Annotated in this window: 25 protein-coding genes; 8 read left to right on the forward strand and 17 right to left on the reverse strand. The window is 59.3% G+C overall.

Features of this window, described 5'->3' with window-relative positions:
- Nucleotides 1-204: 204 nt before the first annotated feature.
- The 5 genes from FOY56_RS15420 to FOY56_RS15440 all read right to left on the reverse strand — a co-directional run bounded on the left by FOY56_RS15420 (nucleotide 205) and on the right by FOY56_RS15440 (nucleotide 5,259).
- Nucleotides 205-717 carry a uracil-DNA glycosylase family protein gene (locus FOY56_RS15420; protein WP_146346766.1) on the reverse strand — a complete coding sequence of 171 codons (513 nt, stop codon included), beginning with the start codon at nucleotides 715-717 and terminating at the stop codon, nucleotides 205-207.
- 532 nt (nucleotides 718-1,249) lie between these two features.
- On the reverse strand, nucleotides 1,250-2,188 hold the full coding sequence (locus tag FOY56_RS15425) for a 2-hydroxyacid dehydrogenase (RefSeq protein ID WP_146346767.1): 939 nt from the start codon (nucleotides 2,186-2,188) through the stop codon (nucleotides 1,250-1,252).
- Nucleotides 2,189-2,205: 17 nt separating this feature from the next.
- Nucleotides 2,206-3,378, reverse strand: a complete 1,173-nt coding sequence (locus FOY56_RS15430; RefSeq protein WP_146346768.1) for a pyridoxal phosphate-dependent aminotransferase — start codon at nucleotides 3,376-3,378, stop codon at nucleotides 2,206-2,208.
- Nucleotides 3,379-3,489: 111 nt separating this feature from the next.
- Nucleotides 3,490-4,392: an L-threonate dehydrogenase gene (gene ltnD / locus FOY56_RS15435; protein WP_146346769.1), complete on the reverse strand. Its 903-nt coding sequence runs from the start codon at nucleotides 4,390-4,392 to the stop codon at nucleotides 3,490-3,492.
- 24 nt (nucleotides 4,393-4,416) lie between these two features.
- Nucleotides 4,417-5,259 (reverse strand): fumarylacetoacetate hydrolase family protein, encoded by an 843-nt coding sequence (locus tag FOY56_RS15440; protein ID WP_146346770.1) that lies wholly within the window; start codon nucleotides 5,257-5,259, stop codon nucleotides 4,417-4,419.
- Between the two features lie 339 nt (nucleotides 5,260-5,598).
- Here FOY56_RS15440 and FOY56_RS15445 point away from each other — a divergent pair, with 339 nt between their 5' ends.
- From FOY56_RS15445 to FOY56_RS15465, 5 genes are all read left to right on the forward strand, one after another.
- Nucleotides 5,599-7,086: a UxaA family hydrolase gene (locus FOY56_RS15445; protein WP_146346771.1), complete on the forward strand. Its 1,488-nt coding sequence runs from the start codon at nucleotides 5,599-5,601 to the stop codon at nucleotides 7,084-7,086.
- A 3-nt stretch (nucleotides 7,087-7,089) separates the two neighbouring features.
- Nucleotides 7,090-7,926 (forward strand): shikimate dehydrogenase family protein, encoded by an 837-nt coding sequence (locus FOY56_RS15450; RefSeq protein WP_146346772.1) that lies wholly within the window; start codon nucleotides 7,090-7,092, stop codon nucleotides 7,924-7,926.
- On the forward strand, nucleotides 7,923-8,990 hold the full coding sequence (locus FOY56_RS15455) for a Gfo/Idh/MocA family protein (RefSeq protein ID WP_146346773.1): 1,068 nt from the start codon (nucleotides 7,923-7,925) through the stop codon (nucleotides 8,988-8,990). The genes FOY56_RS15450 and FOY56_RS15455 overlap by 4 nt, the downstream gene beginning before the upstream one ends.
- A gap of 47 nt (nucleotides 8,991-9,037) precedes the next feature.
- A complete protein-coding gene (locus tag FOY56_RS15460; protein ID WP_146346774.1) occupies nucleotides 9,038-9,922 on the forward strand; it encodes an NAD(P)-dependent oxidoreductase in 885 nt (294 codons plus the stop codon).
- Nucleotides 9,923-10,007: 85 nt separating this feature from the next.
- Nucleotides 10,008-10,901 carry a DMT family transporter gene (locus tag FOY56_RS15465; protein WP_246139503.1) on the forward strand — a complete coding sequence of 298 codons (894 nt, stop codon included), beginning with the start codon at nucleotides 10,008-10,010 and terminating at the stop codon, nucleotides 10,899-10,901.
- 68 nt (nucleotides 10,902-10,969) lie between these two features.
- On the opposite strand, the gene FOY56_RS15470 is transcribed toward FOY56_RS15465, so the two are convergent.
- The 8 genes from FOY56_RS15470 to FOY56_RS15505 form a co-directional block, all read right to left on the reverse strand.
- Nucleotides 10,970-12,217 carry an energy transducer TonB family protein gene (locus FOY56_RS15470; protein WP_146346775.1) on the reverse strand — a complete coding sequence of 416 codons (1,248 nt, stop codon included), beginning with the start codon at nucleotides 12,215-12,217 and terminating at the stop codon, nucleotides 10,970-10,972.
- Nucleotides 12,214-12,591 carry an ExbD/TolR family protein gene (locus FOY56_RS15475; RefSeq protein WP_146346776.1) on the reverse strand — a complete coding sequence of 126 codons (378 nt, stop codon included), beginning with the start codon at nucleotides 12,589-12,591 and terminating at the stop codon, nucleotides 12,214-12,216. Before FOY56_RS15475 ends, FOY56_RS15470 begins: the two co-directional genes overlap by 4 nt.
- A gap of 4 nt (nucleotides 12,592-12,595) precedes the next feature.
- Nucleotides 12,596-12,922: an ExbD/TolR family protein gene (locus FOY56_RS15480; RefSeq protein WP_146346777.1), complete on the reverse strand. Its 327-nt coding sequence runs from the start codon at nucleotides 12,920-12,922 to the stop codon at nucleotides 12,596-12,598.
- A 31-nt stretch (nucleotides 12,923-12,953) separates the two neighbouring features.
- Nucleotides 12,954-13,619 (reverse strand): MotA/TolQ/ExbB proton channel family protein, encoded by a 666-nt coding sequence (locus tag FOY56_RS15485; protein ID WP_146346778.1) that lies wholly within the window; start codon nucleotides 13,617-13,619, stop codon nucleotides 12,954-12,956.
- Complete coding sequence (locus FOY56_RS15490) at nucleotides 13,616-14,050, reverse strand: hypothetical protein (RefSeq protein WP_146346779.1); 435 nt, start codon at nucleotides 14,048-14,050, stop codon at nucleotides 13,616-13,618. The genes FOY56_RS15485 and FOY56_RS15490 overlap by 4 nt, the downstream gene beginning before the upstream one ends.
- A 373-nt stretch (nucleotides 14,051-14,423) precedes the next feature.
- Nucleotides 14,424-15,170: an SDR family oxidoreductase gene (locus FOY56_RS15495; protein ID WP_146346780.1), complete on the reverse strand. Its 747-nt coding sequence runs from the start codon at nucleotides 15,168-15,170 to the stop codon at nucleotides 14,424-14,426.
- 8 nt (nucleotides 15,171-15,178) lie between these two features.
- Nucleotides 15,179-16,960, reverse strand: coding sequence for an IlvD/Edd family dehydratase (locus FOY56_RS15500; protein ID WP_146346781.1), 1,782 nt, complete (start codon nucleotides 16,958-16,960; stop codon nucleotides 15,179-15,181).
- Nucleotides 16,961-17,060: 100 nt separating this feature from the next.
- The gene (locus FOY56_RS15505) at nucleotides 17,061-17,951 is read right to left on the reverse strand and encodes a phytanoyl-CoA dioxygenase family protein (protein ID WP_146346782.1); all 891 of its coding nucleotides are present in this window, start codon (nucleotides 17,949-17,951) and stop codon (nucleotides 17,061-17,063) included.
- A gap of 147 nt (nucleotides 17,952-18,098) precedes the next feature.
- On the opposite strand from FOY56_RS15505, the gene FOY56_RS15510 reads away from it, so the two are divergent.
- The 3 genes from FOY56_RS15510 to FOY56_RS15520 all read left to right on the forward strand — a co-directional run bounded on the left by FOY56_RS15510 (nucleotide 18,099) and on the right by FOY56_RS15520 (nucleotide 20,865).
- Nucleotides 18,099-18,701, forward strand: a complete 603-nt coding sequence (locus FOY56_RS15510; protein ID WP_146346783.1) for a LysE family translocator — start codon at nucleotides 18,099-18,101, stop codon at nucleotides 18,699-18,701.
- Between the two features lie 62 nt (nucleotides 18,702-18,763).
- Nucleotides 18,764-19,681, forward strand: coding sequence for a dihydrodipicolinate synthase family protein (locus tag FOY56_RS15515; RefSeq protein ID WP_146346784.1), 918 nt, complete (start codon nucleotides 18,764-18,766; stop codon nucleotides 19,679-19,681).
- Nucleotides 19,682-19,710: 29 nt separating this feature from the next.
- Nucleotides 19,711-20,865: a fumarylacetoacetate hydrolase family protein gene (locus FOY56_RS15520; protein ID WP_146346785.1), complete on the forward strand. Its 1,155-nt coding sequence runs from the start codon at nucleotides 19,711-19,713 to the stop codon at nucleotides 20,863-20,865.
- 7 nt (nucleotides 20,866-20,872) lie between these two features.
- On the opposite strand, the gene FOY56_RS15525 is transcribed toward FOY56_RS15520, so the two are convergent.
- Genes FOY56_RS15525 through FOY56_RS15540 form a run of 4 tightly spaced genes read right to left on the reverse strand, consistent with a single transcriptional unit; the run spans nucleotide 20,873 to nucleotide 25,165 of the window.
- Nucleotides 20,873-21,790 carry an SMP-30/gluconolactonase/LRE family protein gene (locus tag FOY56_RS15525; protein ID WP_222434998.1) on the reverse strand — a complete coding sequence of 306 codons (918 nt, stop codon included), beginning with the start codon at nucleotides 21,788-21,790 and terminating at the stop codon, nucleotides 20,873-20,875.
- Nucleotides 21,791-21,800: 10 nt separating this feature from the next.
- On the reverse strand, nucleotides 21,801-22,748 hold the full coding sequence (locus FOY56_RS15530; RefSeq protein WP_146346786.1) for an ABC transporter permease: 948 nt from the start codon (nucleotides 22,746-22,748) through the stop codon (nucleotides 21,801-21,803).
- A gap of 3 nt (nucleotides 22,749-22,751) precedes the next feature.
- Nucleotides 22,752-23,687 (reverse strand): ABC transporter permease, encoded by a 936-nt coding sequence (locus tag FOY56_RS15535; protein WP_146346787.1) that lies wholly within the window; start codon nucleotides 23,685-23,687, stop codon nucleotides 22,752-22,754.
- 2 nt (nucleotides 23,688-23,689) lie between these two features.
- On the reverse strand, nucleotides 23,690-25,165 hold the full coding sequence (locus tag FOY56_RS15540; protein WP_146346788.1) for a sugar ABC transporter ATP-binding protein: 1,476 nt from the start codon (nucleotides 25,163-25,165) through the stop codon (nucleotides 23,690-23,692).
- Nucleotides 25,166-25,194 lie beyond the last annotated feature (29 nt).

Genomic DNA, 25,194 nt, shown 5'->3' on the forward strand with positions numbered 1-25,194 from the left:
AAGTTACGAATGCAGCGATTGAACCTAGCGGTTTTGCGCTCTTTCCTGACGTTTGCTGCAAACTGTTAGAAAGTCGTCGGCAACGGGCCGAGCACGTCGCCAACACGATGGGCTGAGATCGGTCACTCGCTATAGATTGCGCCAAGACCTGCAATGTCCGCCACTACAGATCTTGATGCCTGCATAGCCAGTGTATCCGCTACACTACTTCAACTCGGCTAGCTTGGGCGCAATGGTGTTGTATTTCTCTATGCTTGCCTTGACCCGTGGGCCTGGGTGATACGTGCACACGATCTTGATGTCCCCAATGCGCCGCAATTCCTTGGCTGCTTTCTGGGCTTCGAGCCCCATTAGAATAACTCCTTTCAAATTTGGTAGAAGACCGACCAACCGGCGCAGGTATGCTGTACCCTGTCGAATTTCGTTCGCCGTGGGCTTGGCATTACCACCCGTTGGGTCGGCATACGGACAAATGTTGGAAAAAAGTACTTTGTTCTCGTCCAAGCCCGCTTTGGCAAACAACTCCCGCATATTCCGCGCCGTCAGATCGTCGTTCTTGGTTGGGCTGAGAACGTTCGTCTTAGCGGCTCCTCGTGGGCCAGGCCGGAGAAGTACAGCAAGGTATTCTGCGGTTTCCAACGGACCATCTGGATCGAAGTCCGGCACAGGTTCGCCCGTTTTCTTTCGAAGGTAGTCTGTATAGTCTTGAAGAGTCATTGATAGCTTGTCCCGTTTTAAGTTCTCTGCACCTTTGGCGCATTCTGTGCTTCGCAGAATTGTGACCAGAAGAGAGTGATGTTCGGTTTCCTTCCACAGCCATCCAGCGTCGCAGGGATTATCTGGGGTGACAGTTAGGAAGTTGGTTTCGAATTCGGGCCAATCTTTGGTGAATTCCCGCCAAATTTATTAGGGCTAACCCTTTTGGCCCGAAGTTGAATGGCCTACGCTTTTTCCGAGAGAGTGCCGTATGTGTTCGTAGCTGCAGTTGGCGGCACCGTCTACGGAAGGCCGCATTGGGTCGGCTCGCACCAGCTTCTTTCACCGCAGCGGTTGCATGAAACTCAACCGCATGTCTCGTTGGATCGCAGAGCTTGAAGCCCGCATTGCCAATGGAAACCCAACCACCGGCTGAACAGGCCACCGGTGGTTAGGACGGTGATTATGCTGTTCACGAGGTGTACACAGCCACGTAGGCATGTTGATTTCGATCATACAGGGTTGATCATGGGCGACCTGTTGTATTTACCGGTCAATTCACCGGTGTCAGCAATGCCTTGCCCGCCAGATGCGCACTGACGTTGTCGCGCTGAAGCTGCCCCATCATCTGGCGCGTTTCCACGGTGGCCGATCCCTGATGCGGTTGCAGCACCACGTTGTCCAAAGCCAGGAACCGCGGGTCGATCCTGGGTTCATTCAGGAACACATCCAACCCGGCCCCGGCGATGGTGCGGTTTTCCAGAGCATCCAGAAGCGCGGCTTCATCGATGGTCGATCCGCGCGAAATATTGATCACGATGCCACGGTCGCCAAGGGCTGCAAGTACCTCTTTGGAAACGGTATTTTCGGTTTCTGATCCGCCCACCAGCGCCACAACAAGATAGTCCACGGCGCTTGCCAGCGACACCGGATCGGCGTGATACGTCCAGCCCGGCGTGTCCTTTTCGCTGCGCGATGTATAGTGGATATCCATTTTGAAGGCCGCCAACCGGTCCGCAATCGCACGTCCGATCCGACCCAGCCCGACGATCCCGGCGGTGCCACCGCTGATCTTGCGGTTCAGCCTGTAGGGCCCTTTTTCGCCCCAGTTCCCGGACGTAACCCATTCAGAAGCCTGAATCATTTCCCGTCCCTGAGCGAACAGCATCGCCACCGCAAGGTCCGCAACATCGTCATTCAGAACGTCCGGTGTGTTGGTCACTTTGATGCCGCGCGCATCCGCCGCCGCAACGTCGATCGCATCATATCCCACGCCGTAATTGGCGATCACACCAAGGTTGGGAAACAGGTCCATCTCATCCCCGCCAAGCGGCGCATGCCCCATAAAAGCAAGGGCTTTGACTTGATCGCGCTCGTCTTTGGCCATTGCCGCAAGATCCGCGTTCGAGGTGACAATGGTCGCGCCCAGATCTTTGGTCAGCGCTGCGTGATCACCTTCGGAATAGTGTCCAAGTGCCAGAACTGCAGTCATAAATTGTCCTTCCGGAGTTAGAGGATGTCGCGAATCCGGCGGATCGCTTCGAGGATGTTGTCTGTGCTGTTGGCATAGGAGAACCGCAAATACCCTTCGCCCCAAGCCCCAAACGATGTCCCGGCCACGGTCGCAACGCCAGCCTCGTCCAGGAATTTGTCCTGCGCCTGTTTCGACGAAAGCCCCGTGCCTTCGATGTTCGGGAACGCATAGAACGCCCCCGCCGCATCAGCGCAGCGCACGCCGGGAAGGGCGTTGAGTTCGCGCACGATCACCTCGCGGCGTTTGTCGAATTCGGCCACCATGTCATGTACCGCGTCTTGGGGGCCGTTAAGTGCTGCGATTCCAGCATATTGCGTGGCGGCGTTGACACAGGAATGGTCGTTGATACACAGCCGTGTTACATGATCGACGCAAGAGTCCGGCCAGACCGCATAGCCCAATCGCCAGCCTGTCATCGCATAGGTTTTGGACCAGCCATCCAGCATGATCAGACGGTCGCGGATCTCAGGATACTGCAAAAGCGAGGTGTGTTCGCGCCCGCCATACAGCATGTTTGAATAGATCTCATCCGACATCAGCGCGACGTGCGGGTGGGCGGCAAGCCCTTCAACAAGCTTGTCAATTTCGGCCTTGGGCGTGACGCCACCGGTCGGATTGGCGGGTGAGTTGATGATGATCAGTCGGGTGCGGTCGGTGATCTGGCTCAGGACCTGATCTGCTGAGAACGCAAAGCCATTTTTCTCTTCCAAAGCAATGGGAACTGGGGTTGCGCCGGTATATTTGATCACGGATTCATAAATTGGAAACCCGGGGTTGGGATACATGATCTCGGCACCGGGTTGACCGAACATCAGCACGGCAAAAAACATGGTGGGTTTGCCGCCGGGCACCACAACGACGTTATCCGGGTTCACCTCGACCTTGTGACGACGGTTCAGATCGGCAGCGACGGCTTCGCGCAGGGCCGGGATACCGTTGGCCGGGGTATAACCGTGTTGCCCGTCGCGCAGCGCCTTGATACCGGCCTCGACGATATGGTCGGGGGTGCGGAAATCTGGCTGACCAATGCCAAGGTTGATGATGTCCCGGCCTTGTGCCGCCAACTGTTGCGCGCGTGCCAAAACGATAAACGCGGATTCGGTGCCCAGCCGTGACAGGCTGTCAGAGAAGATCAAGTTGGCGGACATGTTGCTTCCTTGTGGGTTTTGACAAAAGCCGCGCCAGGTAACTCTGGCAAGCCTTTGGGAAGATGGAATGTTCAAACGGCGCCGTAAAGGCCGACTTTTCTGAGCGGCACATCATTCGCCTGCCTCTCCGGGCAGTTTCAAACCGACGGACGCTGCATAGGGTTTGATGATCGCGGCGTCGTCTTGCAACCCCAACCCGGCATTGGCCGCGTCGCGATACAAGGTCAGCGCGGTCTGGGTGATCGGGATCTCCAATCCGGCAGAGCTGGCGATTTCAGCGACAATACCCAGATCTTTTGGCCAGATGTTGACCGATGACCGGGGCGTATAATCAGCGTCGCGGATATGCGGTGCGCGATTTTCGAACATCCACGACGACCCGGCCGAGACCGAGATGACGTCGATCATCCGCTCAACCGTCAGATCCTGGGTCATGCCAAAGGCCAGCGCCTCGCCCATGGCGGCGATGTGCACCCCGGCCAACAATTGGTTGACCGCCTTCATCGCCGAACCCGCGCCGGCTGCCGGGCCAAGATTGTGCACGGTTTCGGCTGTGGCATCGAGGGCGGGCTGCGCCCCGGCGAACGCGGCGTCAGTGCCGCTGGCCATCACCGACAGTTTCCCTTCAGCAGCCCGAACCGATCCGCCCGAGATCGGCGCGTCAAGGTACTGGAGGCCGCGAGCGTGCGCCTCGGCCTCCATGCGTTTGGCGGTTTCGGGCGGGATGGTTGCACAGGATATGATGGTGCCCCCGTCGGTTAGCCGTGCCGCAAAGTCGGGTGCACCATACAAAACGGTTTCCGTCTGCTCGGCATTCAAAACCACTGAAACCAGAATGTCGGCCTTGTCAGTCCCAAGCTTTTCGACGGTTTGGGCGCCTTTGGTGCACAGGGCATCCACCTGATCGCGATTGATGTCCGCGCCAAAAACCGTATGCCCGGCCCTTAAGAGCGACTCGGCAATTCCGAACCCCATCGAACCGAGGCCGATGACCAGTATGCGTTTCTTCTGCATGTTTCCCGCCTAAGTTAGGGTGTCTTATTGCGCCGCGACGACGTCCTGGCGTTGGCGGCCCAGTCCTTCGACCTCCAGCTCCATCACGTCGCCGGGTTTCAGGAATTTCGGGGGCTTCATGCCCAGACCGACGCCAGAGGGTGTCCCTGTCGCAATCACATCGCCGGGACGCAGCGCCATGAACTGCGACATGTGCGAGATGATCTGGGCCACTGTGAAGATCATGTCGGATGTGTTTGAATCCTGTACGGTTTCGCCATTCAGACTCAGGTCCAGGCGCAACGCTTGAGGATCGGGAACGTCGTCCGCTGTCACCAGGTAAGGGCCGGTCGGGCCAAACGTTGGCGCGGATTTGCCTTTGACCCATTGCCCGCCATGATCAAATTGGTAGGCGCGTTCAGACACGTCGTTCAGTGTGCAATAGCCCGCAACATAATCCAGCGCTTCGTCTTCGGTCACGTAACTGGCGTAACGGCCTATCACGACGCCCAGTTCGACCTCCCAATCCGATTTCGTTGATCCGCGCGGGATCACGACCGGGTCGAAAGGACCGGAAAGGCAGGAGGTCGCCTTGGAAAACAAGATCGGTTCGGTCGGCGGCTCAGCGCCGGTTTCTGCCGCGTGTTTGGCATAGTTCATGCCGACACAATGGAAGTTGGGCATATCAGCAAGGCACGCACCGATCCGGTCGGGTGTCACGACGGGCAGGCTTTGAACGTCGATACTACGAATGGCGTCCAGAGCAGCCAGCGAAACGCCTTCGCCCTGCAGATCGGGGATGCGCCCGTCAAGACTGCGAACATTGCCTTCGGCGTCCAGAATGCCGGGAACTTCTTGTCCTTGTGGCCCAAAACGGAGAAGTTTCATGTGTTATTTCCTGTGGTTGGATGAGCTTTGAAAATGCGGTTCGTCATACGGCATCAGGCCCGGCTTGCCCGACACCGGCCGCGCAATGACCGGATGCAACCGCAGCGTGGATCGATCCCGTATTCTGCATGAAAACCCGAAGTTTGTTGTTTCCGACCCTAAGGGTGCAAATTTGGCATACCAAACTTCGGGATGATGGTATACCAAAAATCATGCGCGGATTCGACTGGGTACACGAGCCGATTTCGATCAGCCCTCGCTTGACCAATCCCTCGCGCGCGCACCCGGTGATTGGGCCTTCCGGGGCAGGACACAGGCCACTGAAACGAGGGTGCAACATTGAAAACAGTACGTCTTTCACCTGCTGACAACGTCGTCACGGCAATATCGCAACTGGCAGTCGGAGAGGATGGGGCGACCGCCCTGATCCCCCGGGGGCACAAGATGGCGTCAACCCCGATCGCGTCAGGTGAGGCTGTCTATAAGTACGCTCAGATCATCGGCTATGCGGCGAAAGATATCGCCAAAGGCAGCCATGTTCACACGCATAATGTGGAATTTCGAAATGTTGAGGCCGAGTATGAATTTGGCACCAACCTGCGCAGTGCTGCCGCCATGGAGCTCGCGACGTTCCAGGGGTATCGCCGCGCCAACGGCAAGGTCGGAACGCGCAACTATATCGCGGTGATGGCGAGTGTGAATTGTTCGGCAACGGCCGCCCGGATGATCGCGGATCACTTCACGCCCGAAAAACTGGCCGCCTACCCGAACGTCGACGGGGTTGCCGCGTTTCATCATGGCACCGGATGCGCGATGGCCACCAACAGCGAAGGCTTCGAAGCGCTGCAACGGGTGATGTGGGGCTATGCCCGCAGCGCCAATGTCGGTGGGGTTCTGATGGCTGGGCTAGGCTGCGAAACCAATCAGATCGACTGGCTGGTCGAAGCAATGGGCATCACGCCGGGGCCGCTGTTTCAGACCATGAATATTCAGGATGTCGGTGGCATTCGCAAGACCGTGGAACTGGGCATCAAGAAGGTCGAAGCGATGCTGCCGCTGGTCAATGACATCCAGCGCGAAACCTGTCCCGCGTCCGAGCTGACAGTGGCATTACAGTGCGGCGGGTCAGATGCTTGGTCAGGTATCACCGCGAACCCGGCTTTGGGATATGCCTGCGATATGCTTGTGGCGCAGGGTGGCACCGGGGTTCTGGCCGAAACGCCGGAAATCTATGGCGCAGAACACCTGTTGACCGCGCGCGCTGCCAGCAAAGAGATCGGTGAAAAGCTGATCGGTTTGATCCATTGGTGGGAGGATTATACATCCCGCAACAGTGGCAGCATGGACAACAACCCCAGTCCCGGCAACAAAAAGGGCGGCCTGACCACCATTCTGGAAAAGTCGCTGGGCGCGGCCGCCAAAGGCGGCACCACGCCGTTGACGGGCGTCTATAAATACGCCGAACCCGTCACGGCGCGGGGGTTCACCTTTATGGACAGCCCCGGGTATGATCCGGCGTCGGTCACAGGCCAGATCGCATCAGGGTGCAACATCGTGGTGTTCACAACGGGGCGTGGATCGGCCTTTGGCGCGAAGCCATCTCCGTCGATCAAAGTCGCGACAAATACCGAAATGTATACCCGCATGACCGAGGATATGGATGTGAATGCGGGCCGTATTCTGACCGATGGGGCCAGCGTAGAAGAGGTCGGGCGCGAGATCTTTCAGATGATACTTGATGTCGCGTCGGGCACGCCGTCGAAATCCGAAGCGCAGGGGTTGGGCGACTATGAATTCGTGCCCTGGCAAATCGGCGCGGTGATGTAAGCGATGGCATTACCATTGCTGAAAACCGGTTTGATAGGGCACAACATCAGCCGAACTAGGCTGCCTGCGGCCTTGCGCATAATGTGTGATGACGCGGGTATGACGCTTGAGTTTCAGTTGATCGATACCCAGAACGAACCAGAGTTCGATCTGAACCGATGCTTGTCCAGGGTTCAGGCCGACGGTTGGGCGGGGACATCCGTAACGCATCCGTTCAAGCCCGCTGCCGCCGCCTTTGCCGATGGCCCGGCGCGCGCGTTGGGGGCTGCCAATCTGGTCTTGTTCGACGATCCACCAGTGGCGCTGAACACCGATTATTCGGGCTTTGTGTCGGCTTGGCAAACGGCGTTTGCCGGGATGACACCGGGACGGGTCGTGATGGCTGGTGCCGGGGGCGTCGCGCGTGCTATCGCAACGGCTTTGATCGAATTGGGGGCCGAGACGGTCCAGATCAGCGATCTGAATGCGGAAAAAGCCGCAGCTCTGGCGGATGAGATCGGGGTGGTCGGGCACGTCGTTCCGATTGATCGTCTGGGCGCCGTGGCCGAACAGGCGGACGGTTTGGTGAATGCCACCAACATGGGCATGGCCGGGTATGGCGGATCAGCGTTTCCCTTGCCGTTGCCATCGACGTTCAAATGGGCCTTCGACGCGGTTTATACCCCCGTCGAAACACCATTCATTGAGGCAGCAATGGCGCGCCGGGCCGAAATTTTGACGGGGTTTGATCTGTTCAAGCATATGGCGGTCAATCAGTTCATTGCCCTGACCGGGCTGACCCCTGCGAATGACATTCTGGACCGTTTGAATGCGTTGAAACCGTCCGGGGTGGCCGTGTGACCGCGCGTCTTCCTCTGGCTGTTATCGGGTGCGGTCTGATCGGTTTGCGCCATGCCGAGGTGGCGCAGGATCTTGATCAGATCGACCTGGCCGCGGTGGTTGAACCGAACCCCGACCTTGCCGCAACTCTGAAAGCGCAGGGTCTGCCGGTCGTACAGTCCCTTGAGGACGTGCCACAGCACACCCGCGCCGCCATCGTCGCAACGCCTACGCCTGATCACGCGGCATCGGGGTTGGCCGCCATCGAACAGGGGTGGGGTGTGCTGGTGGAAAAACCGCTGGCGGGAACTCTGGCTGAAGCAGACCAGTTGATTGCGGCCGCGCGGGGCGGTGTGCTTGTCACCGGGCATCACAGGCGCTGTCAGCCTTTTGTGCAAGCCACCCGGCAGAAGCTGGCCCAGATCGGAGATCCGGTGGCCGTGCAGGGAATGTGGTCGCTGCGCAAACACGACACCTATTACGATGTCGACTGGCGTCGCGCGCCGGGGGCTGGGCCGTTGATGACCAATCTCAGCCACGAGATCGATTTGCTGCGGGTGTTTCTTGGCGAGATTGAAGAGGTATCGACCTTGTCATCGAATGCGGCACGCAACCTTGCGATCGAAGATACCTCGGCGATCTCCTTGCGGTTTGCATCTGGTGTGTTGGGGTCTTTCCTCATGTCGGATGCCGGGGTGTCACCGTGGTCGTTCGAGGCCGCGTGCGGCGAAAACCCGTCGATTGCCGCCTCGGGCGAGGACTATGTACGCTTTGTGGGAGCCAAGGGAGCGATGTCGTTTCCCTCGCTCACGGTATGGACCGGACACCCGGGGCAAGTGGTCGATTGGCACGTGCCATTGCAGTGCCAAAGCGGGCTAGCCTTTGACAAGATTGACCCGATCAAGGCCCAGATGGCCGAGTTCGCAGCGTTGATTGACGGCAAGGACAGCGGCATTCTTGCGACCGGCCCAAGTGGTCGGGCGACGCTGGAAATGACCTTGGCGGCGGTGTTGTCCGCGCAAACCGGGCGTCCGGTCAAACGGGGCGACGTGCCCTTGGAGTATAGCGGTGTTTCCGCGTCATAGCAGATTTGGGCCCGGCAGGCCCGGGACATGAAACTAGGAGTGAACAGATGAGCAAACCAAAGATCGGATTTATCGGCCTTGGCCTGATGGGCGCAGCTATGGTCGAATGCCTGCAGAAAGCGGGCTATGACGTCATGGTTCTGGGCAATCGTGACCGCACCGGTATCGAAGCCGCGTTGTCGCGCGGGGCGACCGAAGGCAAGACCGCCCGCGACGTGACCGAAAACTCGGACATCGTGATGTTCTGCATGGGCACGTCGGACCATGTCGAGGGCCGCGTATATGGCGATGACGGTGTGCTGGCCGGTCTGCGCGACGGGCAGGTCGTCATCGACTTTGGCACCTCTCTGCCCGAGTCGACCAAGAAGATCGGTGCGGATATGGCGGCCAAGGGCGCAACCTATCTGGACGCGCCGCTGGGCCGCACACCTGCACATGCGGTGGATGGATTGCTGAACATCATGTGTTCTGGCGACAAGGACGCTTATGACAAGGTCAAGCCCGTGCTTGATGTGTTGGGCGAAAACGTCTTCCATCTTGGTGCGCTGGGGTCCGGGCATACGATCAAGCTGATCAACAATTTCTTCGCGATGACAACGGCCTGCGCCATGTCCGAAGCCTTTGCCGTTGCGGATCGCGCCGGGATCGAACGGCAGTCACTGTATGATGTCATGTCAGCGGGCCCGCTAAAGTCGGGGATGATGGAGTTCATCAAGAACTATGCAACCGATGGCCAGATTGATCTGGCGTTCTCGGTCCAGAACGCAGGCAAGGACGTTGGGTATTACAATCAGATGACTCAGGATCTGGGGGCGCCCTCCAAAATGTCAGGCGCGGCCAACGGCGCATTGAACAGCGCCATCGACGCTGGCAAAGGCGGGATAATGGTGCCGGAAATGGTCGATTTCTTTGCTGAGACGCTGGGGAAATGATCCGACGATAATCAATGCACGCAATGCCCTGCAGGCTCGGATGATCGGTGTGATCGACCGGGTCGCCGAGCAAAGGATCTGACACGTGGCGACCCCCAGCCCCAGAGAGGATCGTCCGGCCGCCGCCGTTCTGATCATGGCCGCGGCGGTGTTCCTGTTCACCCTGATCGATACGTCTGCGAAATGGCTGATAATGGCGGGAATTCCGGCGCTGCAGGTCGTGTTTTCGCGCTATGCCGGGGCCTTTCTGACCGCGCTTGTGGTGTTCATCCCGCAAGGCGGTCTGCGCGAGTTTCATTCCAACCGCCCGTGGATCCAGTTGATCCGCGCGCTTGCTCTTTTGTGTAGTACGATCTTCAACTTTCTGGCTCTGACCTATCTGCCGATTACACTGACGATCGCCCTTTTCTTTGCGATCCCCATTGTAACAACGCTGCTGAGCATTCCCATTCTGGGCGAAAAAGTCGGTTTGCGCCGGTTCATGGCCGTTGTGGCCGGTTTCATTGGGGTTCTGGTGATCGTGCAGCCATGGGGAGCCGAATTTCACTGGGCCATCTTCCTGTCCATTGGGGCGCTATCGGCCGCGTCGATCTATTTCGTGCTGACGCGGCTTTTGGCGGGAACAGACAATAATTCGACCAGTCAGCTTTGGTCCAGTGGGGTCGCAACCCTCGCGCTTGCGCCATTCGCTTTGAATGACACGGTATGGCCTGCGGATGGGCTGACGATGTTCATTTTCCTGTTCATCGGGTTCATTGGCGGGGTCAGCCATATTCTGGCGACCATGGCCTATCGGTTTGCGCCCGCATCGACTGTTGCGCCGGTGGTCTATGTGCAGGTGCTGTACGCCACGGCGGTTGGGTATCTGGTGTTCAACAACCTGCCTACAGTCTGGACCGCGCTGGGCACAGGCATCATCATCGCGTCCGGTATTTACATCTGGCAACGCGAGCGGGTGCGCGGCGTTGCACCCAACTAAGGTGGTCAGGCCCATTGGGGCGACAGCGAACTGTAAATTGATCCGTCGGCGTGCGGACAATCCTCTGATCAATTGATCCGGTAGATAAAGGCCAGCTGTCGGCTCCGGCCACTTGGCGGGCGTGGGAACGGGGCAGCTATGCGAACCTGCTCTTTCGCCGCGCGGTCAATCTGGGTCACACCTGAGCTATCGATGATGTCGACCCAGGCCAGGGTTCCGTCCGGATTGATCAGGAAGTATACCCGCGCGAACCCTCTGCCGGACACCGGGACATTGGGCGCACGATTGAGATGCATCAGAACCTGACCCGCATAGTTGGTGGTGTCGGAATTTCCTGGCCCGCCCAAATTCTGAAATCCGGCCCCGCCCGACAGGACGCCGCCGTTTTGCCGGATCTCCAGATTGCTTTGGCCACGCAGATAAGAGGTGAGCGGCGACTCGATCAGCGGGGGAAACAGCAGTTCGCTGTACTCTTCTGATCCGTCGCGTGTTCCCTGTGGCTCGGTTGAAGGGGGGAGGGGCCGAAGAGGCGGACGTGGAGATGCAGCTACGGCCAAATCCGAGGTATCCGCCTCCTCTTCAGTGGTTTCAGTTGCTGTCTCTTGCGGGGCTGGCTCGACCGTTTCGCTCTGCAGCGGCACAACCGGAACTGTCGCGGGCGCAGGCGAAGGAGTGACCGCCGGCTGTGGTGCGACCAAGGCTGGCAGGGCCGCAAGTTGTTGAGGAGCCGGGGAAACCGGTGTTGTCACTTCCGGTTCGGTGGGTGTCGTTTCCGCATCGGGATTGCCTTTCGGCGTTTCGGCGATTGTGTCCGGCGTCACCTGTGGGGTCACGCTCGGATCCGCCGCTGTTCCATCGTCTCCCCCCGACGGTGTTGTCGTTTCAGGCGCCACGGCTTTGCCGTCCTCGGGGGCTGCCGGACCGGTGGTCTCAGGCTTCACGGGCTGCGACATTCCCTGGTCGGGTGCAGAGACGCGCTGGGGATTGGACGACGCAACACGTGCATCGGACGTCGGCATTTCCTCGGTTTCGGGGTCTGGCGGTGTTTCAACTGGCGGTTCGGGAACCTGAGCGGGCTCGGGTTCCGGTGGCGTTTGGATTGGCGGTTCGGGCGTCTGGGTGGACTCCGGTTCAACCGGGTCTGACGGGGCTTCCGCGACGTCCTCAAAGGCGTTGCCCAAGGTGACAACGTCGGATGTGTCTTCTGCGGCAGGCTGTTCCGATAGATCAGGCAGCGTGAAGCCCAAGCCCAGAAAATGCACCAGCAGCGACACCAGAATGGCCACCGCTGCGATTGCTGTCGATCTTCGGATCATTCCAGAGCCCGTTCGGTGACGAGAATGACAGACGTGGCACCAAGCCGACGCAGGGCACCAGACAGTTCGATCAGGCGTGGGCCGGGGGCATCGCGGTCAGGGACGATCCGCACCGGCCCAGCGTCATGGCCAGACATATACACCTCGGGCGTTGTCGGTTTTCCCCGAAAGCTGAGGGTTCCGTCCGCGCGGAGCACCAGCGCGTCCGGTGGCTCGCGCCCCTCAAGGTCAGCGGTGCTCACAAGCTTGAGATCGGGGTCGAGCGGTGGCGCGATCGTGCCTGCGATCAGGAAGAAGATCAGCATGAGAAAAACGACGTTGATTAACGGGGTGGTCGCATCGCGCGTCCGGCGCAAGGGGGCTGAGCGGATCATGTCCTTACTCCAGAACGGTGACGTTCAGGTCATCACGCCCACGCAACCGAACCAGAAGGTCCACCAGACGTTGTGACGAGGTGTCGGCATCAAGGCTGATCAGAACCTGTCCGGTTTCGACACGTGTGGTTAACTCATCCAGCGTGATCGGAGTGCCATTCATTGCCAGCCGTTCAGACCCAAGCTGCACAAAAAAACGCTCCGACGGCGTGGCCGCTGCGGCGGTCCCGGCGGTTGCCTGGTTCAGTTCGATTTCGCCAAAGCTCGAAAAGGTCGATGTCAGCATAAAGAACATGAGCAGCAAGAAAATAACGTCGATGAGAGGGGTCATCGACATCCTGCGCCGGACGAAGGGCGCCGTGTTACGCATGTGTGAACGCAGGAGAAACCGCGTCGGCCCCCACCGCCGCAGACACGGTCTGACCCGGCACCAGCACGGTGCGAAGGGCTTTGTCCGCAAAAACCCGTTCCCGCGCCGTCCGGCTTTCGAGCCATGCGAGGATCATCGAGGTCGGCATCGCCACCGCGAGCCCGACGGCGGTGGTCAGCAAGGCCACCCAAATTCCGCCCGCCAGCAATGACGGATCCACAGATGACCCGCCCGATTGCAGGCCCTGGAACGCTTCGATCATGCCAAGTACGGTGCCGAACAACCCGAGAAGTGGGGCGAGTTGTGCGACTGTGTCGAGAAGGCGAAAACCGCGCTCAAGCCCGGCAAGCGCCAGTCCGGCTTCAGCATCCAGCCGGTCTCCCAGACCTGGTTGGTCCGGTGCTTCCATCGCCACCTCGACAAGCGGAGCCAGATAGCTGCGGCTCTGTGCAAGCCGCGCGTGCGCCTTTGTTCGGTCACCTGCATCCCACGCCGCGAGCGCCTCGGACAGGACCCGGTGTCGGCCAACACCTGATGCGGTGAACTGCCAGACTTTGTAGATCGTTACCGCGACGGTCAGAACCGACATCACAATCAGGATTGCGACCACCGGACCGCCAAGGTCCAGTACACTGCGCAGCGCGTCCATGGGGTTCATCCAAGCAACTCCACGTCCAGACGGCTGCTAAGCGAAAGTGCCTGATCGCAGGTGCCGCTTTCGGCTCCGTCCACAAGACAGGAGTTGGCCCCGTTGATCAGCACTTGACCCACCGTGTCGCAAGGCATGCCGGACAATTCAAACTCGCGTACGCGCATACGGTCCGCCGGCAGATCGCGGAAATCAAAAAGCGAAAGGTTCACCACGCCGCCCGATACGTCAAAAATCACGGTTTCGAACACGGCCTGCTCGATGGTCGCCCCCGTTCCGTTTCTCGCCAGGAATGTCAATCGGCACGCCGCACCGACATCCCGAACCGCGTTCAGTTCAAGATACAGAGTTGGCTGAGCGTTCTCGGTGGATTGCGCTGACGCTGCAACTGGGGTTGCAACGGCGAGTACTGTGGCAAGAGCAAAGCGACGAAGCGACATGGGCAGGTTCCTAAGTTATGCGACTCCGATCATGGTGGCCTGCAACGAACGGCTGGCCCCATATCCCGGTACAGTGTCTTCCTTATCGCATAGCGCAGCCACTCGAAAGGGTCGCCGATGTCTTGGTAACAACAGCGTCAAGAGCGATTGTTCGCCGGTCGTATTTTACGTTTTCCGCGGTGGTTGCTCAGATGGGAGACACGCGTCCGATTGGGCAGGCAGGCTGCGCAACAGACTGCATGGCCTTCCGGGCGTTCATGCCAGAGCAGATGTTCCAAATTCCTGCACAGGTCAGCGTGTCGGGCCTTCGAGGCCGACACGCTTAATGGTAACAGGGCGACGCTTTTCCCGTGGCTCGTGTCTTTCAGTTGGCTCAGCCGCGTCCGACAAAGGGCATTGTCGTTGCCATCACGTTCATGAACAGAACATTGGCTTCAAGCGGCAGGCTGGCCATGTGCAGCACTGCGTCAGCGACATGTTTGACGTCCATCACTGCCTCGACCTTGATCGACCCGTCGGCCTGCGGCATCCCGGTTGTCATCGATTGCGCCATGTCAGTGAGGGCATTGCCGATATCGATCTGTCCGCAGGCGATGTTGAAGGCGCGGCCATCCAGTGAAATCGTGCGGGTCAGGCCCGTGATCGCGTGTTTCGATGCCGTGTACGCCGCCGAGCCCAAGCGTGGAACATGGGCCGAGATCGACCCGTTGTTGATGATTCGGCCCCCCTGTGGATCCTGGTGGCGCATAAGGCCAAAGGCCGCCCGCGCTGCGATGAACGCCCCGGTCAGGTTGATGTCGATCAGGTTTCGCCAGTCGGCCACGTCGATCTCATCGATCGGCGCGCCTTTGAGGGTGACACCTGCGTTGTTGAACAACGCGTCCAAGTGCCCCCAAGTGTCGTAGGCAGTTTTGAATGCGGCCTCGACCGAGGCCTCGTCGCTGACATCGCAAGGGATCAGTAAGGCGTTAGGGTGGTCTGCGGCGGCCTCTTTCAGCGTTTCAATGCGGCGGCCTGCCAGCCCGACTTTCCAACCGGCGTCCAGAAACGCCTGTGCGGTGGCTTTGCCGACGCCACTGCCAGCGCCGGTGATGATGATGGTGTGTGCCTGTTCAGCCATGGGAGTCCTCAGTGATTGTCGCGCGGCAGGTCTTTACCCACCTTCTGATAGGCCGTGGCCAGTTCAAGGCAACCGCCCTCGGCCAGCTGGCCGACATGGGTGCGATAGATTTCTTGCCACGGGGTTTGATGGTGAAGATCGGGGGCCTCCCACGCGTCGATGCGGGCCCGCCATTCGGAGTCTTCCACCAAGGCGTTCAAGCTGGAGTTGTTGAGATCCAGACGCACGGTGTCGCCGGTGCGAAGATAGGCCAAGCCGCCCCCGACAACGGATTCGGGCGACGCGTTCAGGATCGACGGGCTTTCCGATGTACCCGATTGGCGGCCATCCCCGACCGTGGGCAAATGGTTGATCCCCTGTTTGATGACCGCGTCAGGCGGTTGCATGTTTACGACTTCCGCCGAGCCGGGGTATCCGACACAGCCGACGCCGCGAATGAACAGGATCGAGCGTTCGTCGATGCCCAGATCGGGGCTGTTGATGCGGTCATGATAATCTTCGGGGCCCTCGAACACCACGGCGCGGGCCTCATAAACACCTTCATTTCCGGGTTCAGACAGGAACCGCTGGCGGAAGTCCTCTGAAATCACGCTGGTTTTCATCAGCGCGCTGTCGAACAGGTTCCCGGACAGGACAAGAAAGCCCGCGTTTTCGCGCATTGGTGCGTCGTAGGTCTTGATCACAGCGGTGTCTTCGCTGGAAAGGCCTTCCAGATTGTCGCCCATGGTCTTGCCCGAGGCGGTCATCGCTCCGTCATGGATGCGGTTTGCCTTGCGCAGTTCCGCCATCACGGCAGGGACGCCACCAGCGCGGAAAAAGCTTTCCCCCAGAAACTCGCCAGCGGGCTGCATGTTCAGCAGCAACGGTACGTCAAAGCCGACGGTTTCCCAGTCTTTCACGTTCAGCGGGACGCCTGCATGTCGGGCAATTGCCTGCAGGTGCGGTGGCGCATTGGTGGATCCGCCAATTGCAGCGTTTACGACAATGGCATTTTCGAAGGCTTCGCGGGTCAGGATGTCGGATGGTTTGAGGTCTTCATAAACCATTTCGACGATCCGTTTGCCGGTCTGATAGGCCATGGCCATCCGTTCACGAAACGGCGCAGGGATGGCCGAGTTGCCGGTCAGGCTCATCCCCAAGGCTTCGGCCATTGCGTTCATCGTGCTGGCAGTCCCCATGGTGTTGCAATGACCAAGGCTTGGGGCCGACGCGCAGACCCGGCTCATGAATTCGTCATAATCGATCAGGCCCTCGGCCAGCAGGCGGCGGCTTTGCCAGACGATGGTGCCTGACCCGGCCCGTTCGCCTTTCCACCAGCCATCCAGCATCGGACCGCCGTTCAGGGCGATGGCTGGCAAATCGGCGGTGGCCGCGCCCATCAGCATTGCGGGCGTGGTCTTGTCACATCCGGTGGTCAGAACGACGCCGTCAATCGGGTATCCGTGCAGCACCTCAACAAGGCCCAGATATGCCAGATTTCGGTCCAAAGCCGCTGTCGGGCGTTTGCCGGTTTCCTGAATGGGATGCACCGGGAATTCCATCGGAATGCCGCCACCGTCGCGGATGCCTGCCTTGATCCGGTCCATCAGAAACACGTGGATCTTGTTGCAGGGCGCGATGTCGCTGCCGGTTTGGGCGATCCCGATCACGGGGCGTTCACCCTGAAGCTCGTCCCGGGTGTATTCCTGGTTCTGATAGCGCTCAAGATACAGCGCGGTCATGCCGGGGTTGTTGGGGTTGTCAAACCATTCCTGAGAGCGGAATTTGCGGTGGGCTCTGGTATCGGACATGATTCTTTCCCGCTATTGTTTTTCTTCGTGTCTGACACAGGATTGCAATTTGGTATACCAAATTCAAGGACAACATGCCGCCATGGCAAAACGGTCTGGCTTAGCGAAAAGCGCTTTTGGCTCCACCCGACTGCTGACTTTTAAAGATCGAACTTGCGTCCGGGGCAGGGGGCAACGGGATCGATACCGGGACTTGTTCGATTCGTGGGGTCAGGCAAAGCTGCCCGGTGATCAGGCGCTCATGCAGATCTTCCCACAAGCGTGCCTGCCCAAGCGAATGGATGTACGACCCCGCCCCCAAAAGCGGCCAGGCATCAGCAGCGTGGCATTCATAGAACAGGATCATCCGGGTGCGGTTGCTCATGTTAGGGGCAGAGCCATGCAGAAGCCGCGCATGATGCACGGTCATGTCGCCAGCCTTGCCGGTCAGAGTCACAGCTTTTTCCGGGTGAAACAGTGGGTCATCCGGGTCCACTGCGCCACAAAACACACCATTGGCATGGTGACTAAGGATCGGGCCCTTATGCGTTCCGGGCATCACCTGTAACGGCCCGTTTTCCTCTTCAATGTCTTCCAGCATCAGACCGAACGCCAGCATGTCGTCATTGGTATGTGGGTAGAACGCCCAGTCCTGATGCCATTCGACCGCGGCTCCACCACCCGGGGCCTTGGTGTTCAGTTTCGAGGTCTGAAGCATCGTATCGGGCCCCAGCAGGTCGGTCAGGATGTCGGTGATGGCAGAGTTTCTGAGAAGATCCCAAAAATACGGATGCTGCTTGTGCGGCAGCTTGATCCGGGTCAGCCGAGGCGCGTCGCGGGTATGGCCATCGTCCAAATCGAAGCGGTCGTCGGAGACTGTGATGTCGCGCGACTGGTCGATCAATTCGGCCGTTATCCCGCGCAGCTTGGTCAGTTGATCGACGCTCACGGCACCGGGTACCTTGAGATAACCGTTCTGGGCGAAAAATGCCCGGTCTTGTTCGCTAAGCATGGGCCGTTTCCCCTCTGATCGGACGTGGCCTGCACAAAGCAGGCTTGCAGCCGTTGACAAATGGTATACCATTTCCTGAGGGCCGCAAGGCTTGGCAATCGGAGTTACTGGCATGTCAGGTGTTTCAATGCTGCAATCTGCTCAGCCATGCTGACATTCGCGGCGGCGGTTTTCCTGCTGATCATCACACCGGGGCCAGGGGTTCTGTCGGCGGCCGGGATGGGGTCGGCGTATGGGTTCAGGCCCGGCCTGCGCTATGTGACGGGTCTGTTTCTGGGCAATAACCTCGTGGCCCTGACCGTGATTTCGGGTCTTGCTGCCATCGTTATGAGCGCGCCGGTTGTTCGGACCGTACTGATGATCGCGTCGGTCGGATATCTGCTGTATCTGGCGGGACGCATCGCATTTGCTGGCAGCCGGGTCGCCTTTGTCGAAGCCAAGGCCCCACCCGGTGTTCCAACCGGGTTGATGTTGCAGATCATTAACCCCAAGGCCTATGCGGTGAACACTGCGCTGTTTTCGGGGTTCGCGTTCTATCCTGACAGCCTTTTGGTCGAAACCGTGACAAAACTATTGGTGTTCAACGCGATCTGGATTCCGATCCATCTGGTCTGGCTGTATGCGGGCGTCGTCCTGCATCGACTGGATCTTGGCGAGGCCGCGCATCGTCGTATCAATATGGCCATGGCCCTTGCAATGCTGGGCGTTGTGGTGCTCGCGATCTGGTCCGGTCTGGGAGGACGCGGATGAAACTTATACCCGGTGAGGGGGCTCGCACCCGTCGCACATCGTTCCGACAAGGATCCTGATCAATGACACACTATACCTATTCCGGCATCTGGCCGGTGGCCCCAACGCCGTTTCACCCTGATGGCACTGTGGACGATGCCGGAATGCGCCGCGTGCTGGATTGCATGATCGATCAGGGCGTTGACGGCATTTGTATCCTGGCCAATTTCTCCGAACAGTTCCTGATATCGGATGCCGAGCGGGACCAGTTGACCCGGTTGTCGCTTGAGCATGTCGCGGGCCGGGTTCCGGTTATTGTCACGATCAGCCATTTCGCAACTGAAATCGTACAACCTCGGGCGAAGCAGGCCAAAGCATTGGGTGCAGCGATGGTCATGATGATGCCGCCCTACCACGGCGCACTTCTGAAAGGCACGCCTGAGCAAACGTTCGAGCAGTTTCGCCGGGTTGGTGATGTCGGCATTCCGATCATGTTGCAGGACGCGCCGTTGTCAGGTGTTGACCTGCCAGTGCCACTGTTGGTGCAGATGGCGCAAGAGATCGAAATGCTGAAGTTGTTCAAGATCGAATGCCCGCAGGCTGCCGCCAAATTGCGCGCGCTGGTCGATGCAGGTGGGGCGGCCATCGAAGGTCCATTTGACGGCGAAGAAGCGATTACCCTGATGGCCGACCTCGACGCAGGCGCCAGCGGGACGATGACATCCGCCCTGATCCCGGATCTGATCAAACCGGTGGTGACATCGCATCTGGCCGGCGACCGGGACTCGGCACTGGCGCAATACGCCCGCGTGTTGCCGTTGATCAATCATGAGAACCGGCAATGCGGTTTCCGTGCCGCCAAGGCGGCGATGGTTGAAGGTGGCGTTATCGCGTCCGAGTTCTGCCGCCATCCGATTGCGCCCTTGCACCCGCAAACCCGCGCCACGCTGATTGACCTGATGCGCCCACTGAACCCCGTGGTTCTGCGGTGGGGCAAGTAAACCAACAATCCGACACGATGGAGACCCCGATGCTGCCCCATGACAACCCGTTTGAGAATGCAACGCTTGTCGGTCGCGTTTGGCGCCCCGACGTTGACGGCGCCGCATTGGTGACGCTGCGCGGGGACCGCGTGATTGACGTAACGTGCCGCGACGTGCCCACCATGCGCGACCTGATGGAGCGCGATGACATCTTGGGGTGGCTTGAAAACGCTACTGGCGAAGATCTGGGATCTTTGTCTGACATCACTGCGTACTCCACAGAGACCGGTGATCGAAGCAAGCTACATTTCCTGTCGCCGGCTGATTTGCAGGTGATCAAGGCCAGCGGTGTGACCTTTGCCGAATCCATGGTCGAACGCGTCATCGAAGAGAAGGCCGCCGGAAACGCCGATCTGGCGCAAGAGATCCGCGCTCGGGTCGCCGGGATCATCGGCACGTCCCTGCGCGGTATCGTGCCGGGGTCAGAGCAGGCGATGCAGGTCAAACAGGTCTTGATCAACGAAGGACTGTGGTCGCAATATCTTGAGGTCGGGATCGGCCCGGATGCCGAGGTGTTTACCAAGGCTCAGCCGACGTCGAGCGTGGGGTGGGGGGCCTCGGTGGGGCTGCACCCGATGTCGCATTGGAACAATCCTGAGCCCGAAATCGTTCTGGCGGTCAACAGTCGTGGTGAGATCCGCGGCGCGACCTTGGGCAACGACGTGAACCTTCGCGATGTCGAAGGGCGTTCGGCCCTGCTGCTGGGCAAGGCTAAGGATAACAACGCCTCGTGTTCGATCGGGCCGTTCATCCGGGTGTTCGACGCCACCTATGGCATGGACGACGTTCGCAAGGCCGAGCTGACGCTGACGGTCGAAGGTGAGGACGGGTTTGTCCTGAACGGCAACTCATCGATGACCCAGATCAGCCGTGATCCGGAAAGCATCGTAAATCAAACCATCGGGCGGCATCACCAGTACCCGGACGGGTTCATGTTGTTCCTTGGAACCTTGTTCGCGCCCATTCAGGATCGCGACGTGACGGGGCAGGGCTTCACCCACAAAACGGGTGATGTCGTGACGATTTCTGAACCGCAACTGGGGGCACTTCGCAATACGGTGCGGCTGTCGACAGAATGCCCGGAATGGACCACCGGCATCGCGGCCACCATGCGCAACCTTGCGCAGCGTGGCCTGATCTAAAGGTCGTTCACGGGGTCTGAATCCCTGTCGTGGCGACATAGACGGCATAGACCGCATTCGTCGCCGTGATGAACAGCCGGTTCCGGCGCGGGCCGCCAAAGGTCAAATTCGACACCATGGTCGGGATCTTGATCTTGCCAAGCGCGACGCCGTCGCAGTCAAAGCAGATCACGCCGTCCATACACGAGGTCCAGACGTTTTCGTCGATATCCAACCGGAAGCCATCCGGCACACCGGGATCAACCTCGCAGAACACCCGTCCATTCGACAGGGTGTTGTCGGTGCCGACATCAAATGCCCGGATATGATGCGGGCCGTCGGGGTCGTGGCTGCGGCCACTGTCGGCGATGTACAAGCGGGTCTCTTCGGCGTTGAAGCAGAGGCCGTTGGGTTTGACAAAACTATCTGCAACGATCTTTAACGCACCGGTGTTGGGATCCGCGCAGAAGACATAGCACTTGGCTTGCTCCATGTCGGATTTGTATCCCTCATAGTCCGACATAATCCCATAGCTCGGGTCCGTGAACCAGATCGTTCCGTCCGATTTTACCACCACATCGTTGGGTGAGTTCAGCCGCTTACCGTCATAGCTGTCGGCGATTACCGTGACTGATCCGTCGGGTTCCGTGCGCGTGACCCGGCGGGTGCCGTGTTCGCAGCTGACCAGCCGACCCTGACGATCGCGCGTGTGGCCGTTGGCAAAATCAGACCGTGCGCGGAACACGGATACACCTTGCCCTTCGGTCCAGCGCAGCATCCTTTGGTTGGGAATATCGCTCCACAGCAGGGTTGCGTGATCGTTGAACCACACCGGGCCTTCGGCCCAGCGGCATTGATCATACAGCGTTTCTACCGCAGCGATGGGAACCGTGAGATCATAAAACCGCTTGTCATAATATTCATAGCTATCGCTCACCATTGACATCGTCTTACTCCTATCGTTGCGGTTCATCGCCACCGGCGATGGTGATCACGGCGACAATGATCAGGCCTGTCATGATCAGCCGGATGCCAGCGCTGGCGCCAAAGGTATTCAGCATGGTGACCAAAAGGAACATGAACATGGCCGCGCCCCAGATACCGGCGACGTTGGCCTTACCGCCCGCCACCGACGTGCCGCCGATGACCACAACGGCGATTGAGGCCAGCAAGTATTCCTGCCCCATGTTCAGCGATGCTCCGCCGGAAAACCCCGACAGCAGAAAGCCGCACAAGGCCGCCAGCACGGCGCTGAGCAGGTAGGTGAAAAAGCGGATGCGTTCGACGTTGATCCCGGCCAACCAGGCCGCGCGCATGTTCTGGCCGATGGCCAGAACCGAGCGGCCGTACATGGTCCGGTTCAGAACAACGCCCATAACGGCAGCAAGCAGGATGATAACGATGGCCAGCACCGGAATGCCCATGATTTGCGCGGTGGTAAAGTCTGCCAGCAGCGGCGGTGGTTTGATTTTTAAACCCCGCCCATAGGCGATGGCCGAGGACAGGATTAGGAAACTGGAACTGAGCGTCGCGATGATCGGCGGGATACGCAGCACGCGGATCAGGATGTAATTGAAGATCCCCACGGCCACCCCACAGCCCATCGAAGCCGCGAACCCGATGGCCAGCATCGCGTTTGAACCGTCCATGATCTTCATCGCGACCGCGCCGGAGAGAGAGATCGTCGACGGGATCGACAGATCGACATTGCCAGGCCCCGTGGTGATCACGAACATCTGTCCGATCCCCACGATCACGGTGAACGTGGCAAAGGACAGCGCTGCGGTCAAAACATCTGCGCTGCCCTTGCCGCCCGTGTAGACCGCCGTGGCCAGCCATACTGCGAACATCCCGACGAAGGACCATATCCAGGCTTTCTGCGACAGGGTTTTGACGAATGTCATGCCTCAGCCCTCTCGCCGGTTGATCAGGGCGCGCAGGGCCAGAACCAGGATCAGAATGCCGCCCTGCGCCCCGATCTGCCAGTCAGGAGAGATCCGCAGGAAGGTCAGGAAGGATCCGGTCAACGCCAGCGTTAACGCCCCGATAACCGCTCCAATGGGCGACACGCGCCCGCCGACGAATTCACCACCACCAAGGATCACGCCTGCGATGGCATACAGTGTATACCGGTCCGCGATATGGGCGTCAGCGGCCGACGTCAGCCCGATCAGGGACAGGCCGGACAACACGCCAAAGAACCCGGCGGCGCCGAACATGACCATCTTGGTTTTCAGAAGCGACCAGCCCGCCCGACCGATGGCTTTGGGGTTGCCACCGGCACCGCGCAACACCACGCCATAGCTTGATCGCATCAGAACCACATGCACGACACAGCCGATGACAACTGCGGCCACGATAGGAAACGGCACATACGGCACTTTCAGGGCCATGATCGATTTGACCCAGCCCGGCGCTGTGCCACCCGGTGTCGGCAAGACCAGAACCGCGATCCCGAGCCAGACGAAAGACATCCCTAACGTCACCACGATTGACGGCAAGTTGCGCCAGTGGATCAGCGCCCCCATCGCGGCATAGGCAGCCACGCAGGCGGCCAAGGCCAGCACCCCCAAAACCGGCGTATCGGCAAGCAATGTGGCACCGATGCAGGCGGTCAGACCGACAAAAGCTCCGATAGACAGATCAAGGTCGTTGACGGTGATGATGAACATCTGCGCGATGGTCGCCAGAGCGATCGGTACGGTGTATTGCAGCATCAGGTTCATGCCGAAATAGCTCATTGCGCGGGGCTGCACATAGAAGATGGCCAGCAGCAGGATCGTGAAGCTGGCGGCAGGCAGGGCGGCGCGCAGAAACCGGGGTGAGGTCAGTTTTGCCAACATGATCAGGCGCTTTCCTGAAACGACGATTGCAGGATTTTTTCTTCTGATAAAGCATCGCGGGTCAGATCGGCCACGATGGCCCCATCGCGAAACACATAAGTGTGGTCGCAATTGTAAAGTTCGTCCATTTCCGTTGTGTACCAAAGAAACGTGCGGCCCTGTGCGGCCTCGTCGCGGATCAGGTCATAGACCTCCAGCTTGGTGCCGATATCGACGCCGCGCATCGGGTCGTCCATCAGTATGATGTCGGCGTCGCTGGCCAGTGCCCGGGCAAACAGCGCCTTTTGTTGATTGCCACCCGACAGAGACAGGATGTTATCATCCATATCCGGCGTCTTGATTTTGATCCGCTCTTGCCATTCGCGCCCCAACGCCGCCTCGGCCAGCGGATCGATCAGCCCGCGTTTGACCATTCTGCGCAAGCTGCGCACGCCGACATTGCGCGAAATCGACCACAGGTGAAACACCCCGTCGGTCTGGCGATCTCCGGCAACCAGTGCAACCGGGCCGTCGACCTTTGGCGTGCGCTTGTTGCGCATCGCCGCGTCATAGATTTTGAGCAACATGGTTGTCTGGCCGTGGCTGGCAAGCCCCGCCAGCCCGATGATTTCGCCGCGGTGGGCGACCAGTGGCACACTGTCCAGTGCGGTATCGGACCGGGCTTCGATCACAATCTCAGTCTGGCCCCGTTTGGCTTCAAAGGCCTGATGATCCTTGATCTCTTCGACTTCGACCACGTTGCCCATCGCGGCCACAAGGGTATCTCGTGTGAAATCACTTCCGGGTTTTGAAGCAACGACAAGCCCGTCTTTCATCACCACAATCCGGTCCGCGTAATTCAGAACCTCGCCCAGAACATGCGAGATCAGGATGCAGCTTATCCCCGAGCCAACGACCTTGCGCACAAAGTCGAGCAACTGGCCCGATGTCACCGCATCCAGAGAGGACGTGGGTTCATCAAGGATCACAAGATGCAGCGGAGCGTTGGTCGTGGTGAAGGCGCGGGCAATTTCCACCATCTGGCGTTTGCCGATGGACAGGTCCGCGACCACATCATCAGGGGTAATTCCGTGTCCGGGAAAGATCTCGTCCAGTTTTGCGTGGATCATGTCCCCGGCGCGGCGCTTCCAGCCAAAGCCGGTCAGCGACGGATGAAAGATCCGCGCATTTTCGGCCACCGAAAGGTTGGGGCACAACGACAATTCCTGAAACACACAGCGAATACCGTTTTCACCAGCGGTCGATACGGAATAGCGCCCGGACAGGTCATGCCCGTGTACGCTGATCGTCCCTTTGTCGGCCGACAGCGTGCCCGCCAGAACATTCATCAGGGTCGATTTTCCGGCCCCGTTGTGGCCGACAAGGCCAAGGCACTCTCCGGCGGTCACTGTAAGATCCACGCCATCCAGCGCGCGCACCGCACCGAAGTGCTTTGCGACGTGCGTGAGACTGACGATGGTCTTGTCGGACGCGTTCATGTGCCTTGCCCTTATCGTTAGTTTTGTCG

Origin of the sequence: Falsiphaeobacter marinintestinus (assembly GCF_007923355.1) — a bacterium.
GTDB lineage: Bacteria > Pseudomonadota > Alphaproteobacteria > Rhodobacterales > Rhodobacteraceae > Phaeobacter_A > Phaeobacter_A marinintestinus.

Coding starts and splice junctions, on each gene's coding strand:
- FOY56_RS15500 (WP_146346781.1), bottom strand. CDS start 16,960: ATGTCCGATACCAGAGCCCACCGCAAATTCCGCTCTCAGGAATGGTTT.
- FOY56_RS15520 (WP_146346785.1), top strand. CDS start 19,711: ATGCTGCCCCATGACAACCCGTTTGAGAATGCAACGCTTGTCGGTCGC.
- FOY56_RS15535 (WP_146346787.1), bottom strand. CDS start 23,687: ATGTTGGCAAAACTGACCTCACCCCGGTTTCTGCGCGCCGCCCTGCCT.
- FOY56_RS15430 (WP_146346768.1), bottom strand. CDS start 3,378: ATGTCCGCCAACTTGATCTTCTCTGACAGCCTGTCACGGCTGGGCACC.
- FOY56_RS15440 (WP_146346770.1), bottom strand. CDS start 5,259: ATGAAACTTCTCCGTTTTGGGCCACAAGGACAAGAAGTTCCCGGCATT.
- FOY56_RS15485 (WP_146346778.1), bottom strand. CDS start 13,619: ATGAACCCCATGGACGCGCTGCGCAGTGTACTGGACCTTGGCGGTCCG.
- ltnD (WP_146346769.1), bottom strand. CDS start 4,392: ATGCAGAAGAAACGCATACTGGTCATCGGCCTCGGTTCGATGGGGTTC.
- FOY56_RS15510 (WP_146346783.1), top strand. CDS start 18,099: ATGCTGACATTCGCGGCGGCGGTTTTCCTGCTGATCATCACACCGGGG.
- FOY56_RS15450 (WP_146346772.1), top strand. CDS start 7,090: ATGGCATTACCATTGCTGAAAACCGGTTTGATAGGGCACAACATCAGC.
- FOY56_RS15425 (WP_146346767.1), bottom strand. CDS start 2,188: ATGACTGCAGTTCTGGCACTTGGACACTATTCCGAAGGTGATCACGCA.
- FOY56_RS15480 (WP_146346777.1), bottom strand. CDS start 12,922: ATGACCCCTCTCATCGACGTTATTTTCTTGCTGCTCATGTTCTTTATG.
- FOY56_RS15530 (WP_146346786.1), bottom strand. CDS start 22,748: ATGACATTCGTCAAAACCCTGTCGCAGAAAGCCTGGATATGGTCCTTC.
- FOY56_RS15495 (WP_146346780.1), bottom strand. CDS start 15,170: ATGGCTGAACAGGCACACACCATCATCATCACCGGCGCTGGCAGTGGC.
- FOY56_RS15540 (WP_146346788.1), bottom strand. CDS start 25,165: ATGAACGCGTCCGACAAGACCATCGTCAGTCTCACGCACGTCGCAAAG.
- FOY56_RS15475 (WP_146346776.1), bottom strand. CDS start 12,591: ATGATCCGCTCAGCCCCCTTGCGCCGGACGCGCGATGCGACCACCCCG.
- FOY56_RS15420 (WP_146346766.1), bottom strand. CDS start 717: ATGACTCTTCAAGACTATACAGACTACCTTCGAAAGAAAACGGGCGAA.
- FOY56_RS15490 (WP_146346779.1), bottom strand. CDS start 14,050: ATGTCGCTTCGTCGCTTTGCTCTTGCCACAGTACTCGCCGTTGCAACC.
- FOY56_RS15525 (WP_222434998.1), bottom strand. CDS start 21,790: ATGTCAATGGTGAGCGATAGCTATGAATATTATGACAAGCGGTTTTAT.
- FOY56_RS15460 (WP_146346774.1), top strand. CDS start 9,038: ATGAGCAAACCAAAGATCGGATTTATCGGCCTTGGCCTGATGGGCGCA.
- FOY56_RS15470 (WP_146346775.1), bottom strand. CDS start 12,217: ATGATCCGAAGATCGACAGCAATCGCAGCGGTGGCCATTCTGGTGTCG.
- FOY56_RS15505 (WP_146346782.1), bottom strand. CDS start 17,951: ATGCTTAGCGAACAAGACCGGGCATTTTTCGCCCAGAACGGTTATCTC.
- FOY56_RS15515 (WP_146346784.1), top strand. CDS start 18,764: ATGACACACTATACCTATTCCGGCATCTGGCCGGTGGCCCCAACGCCG.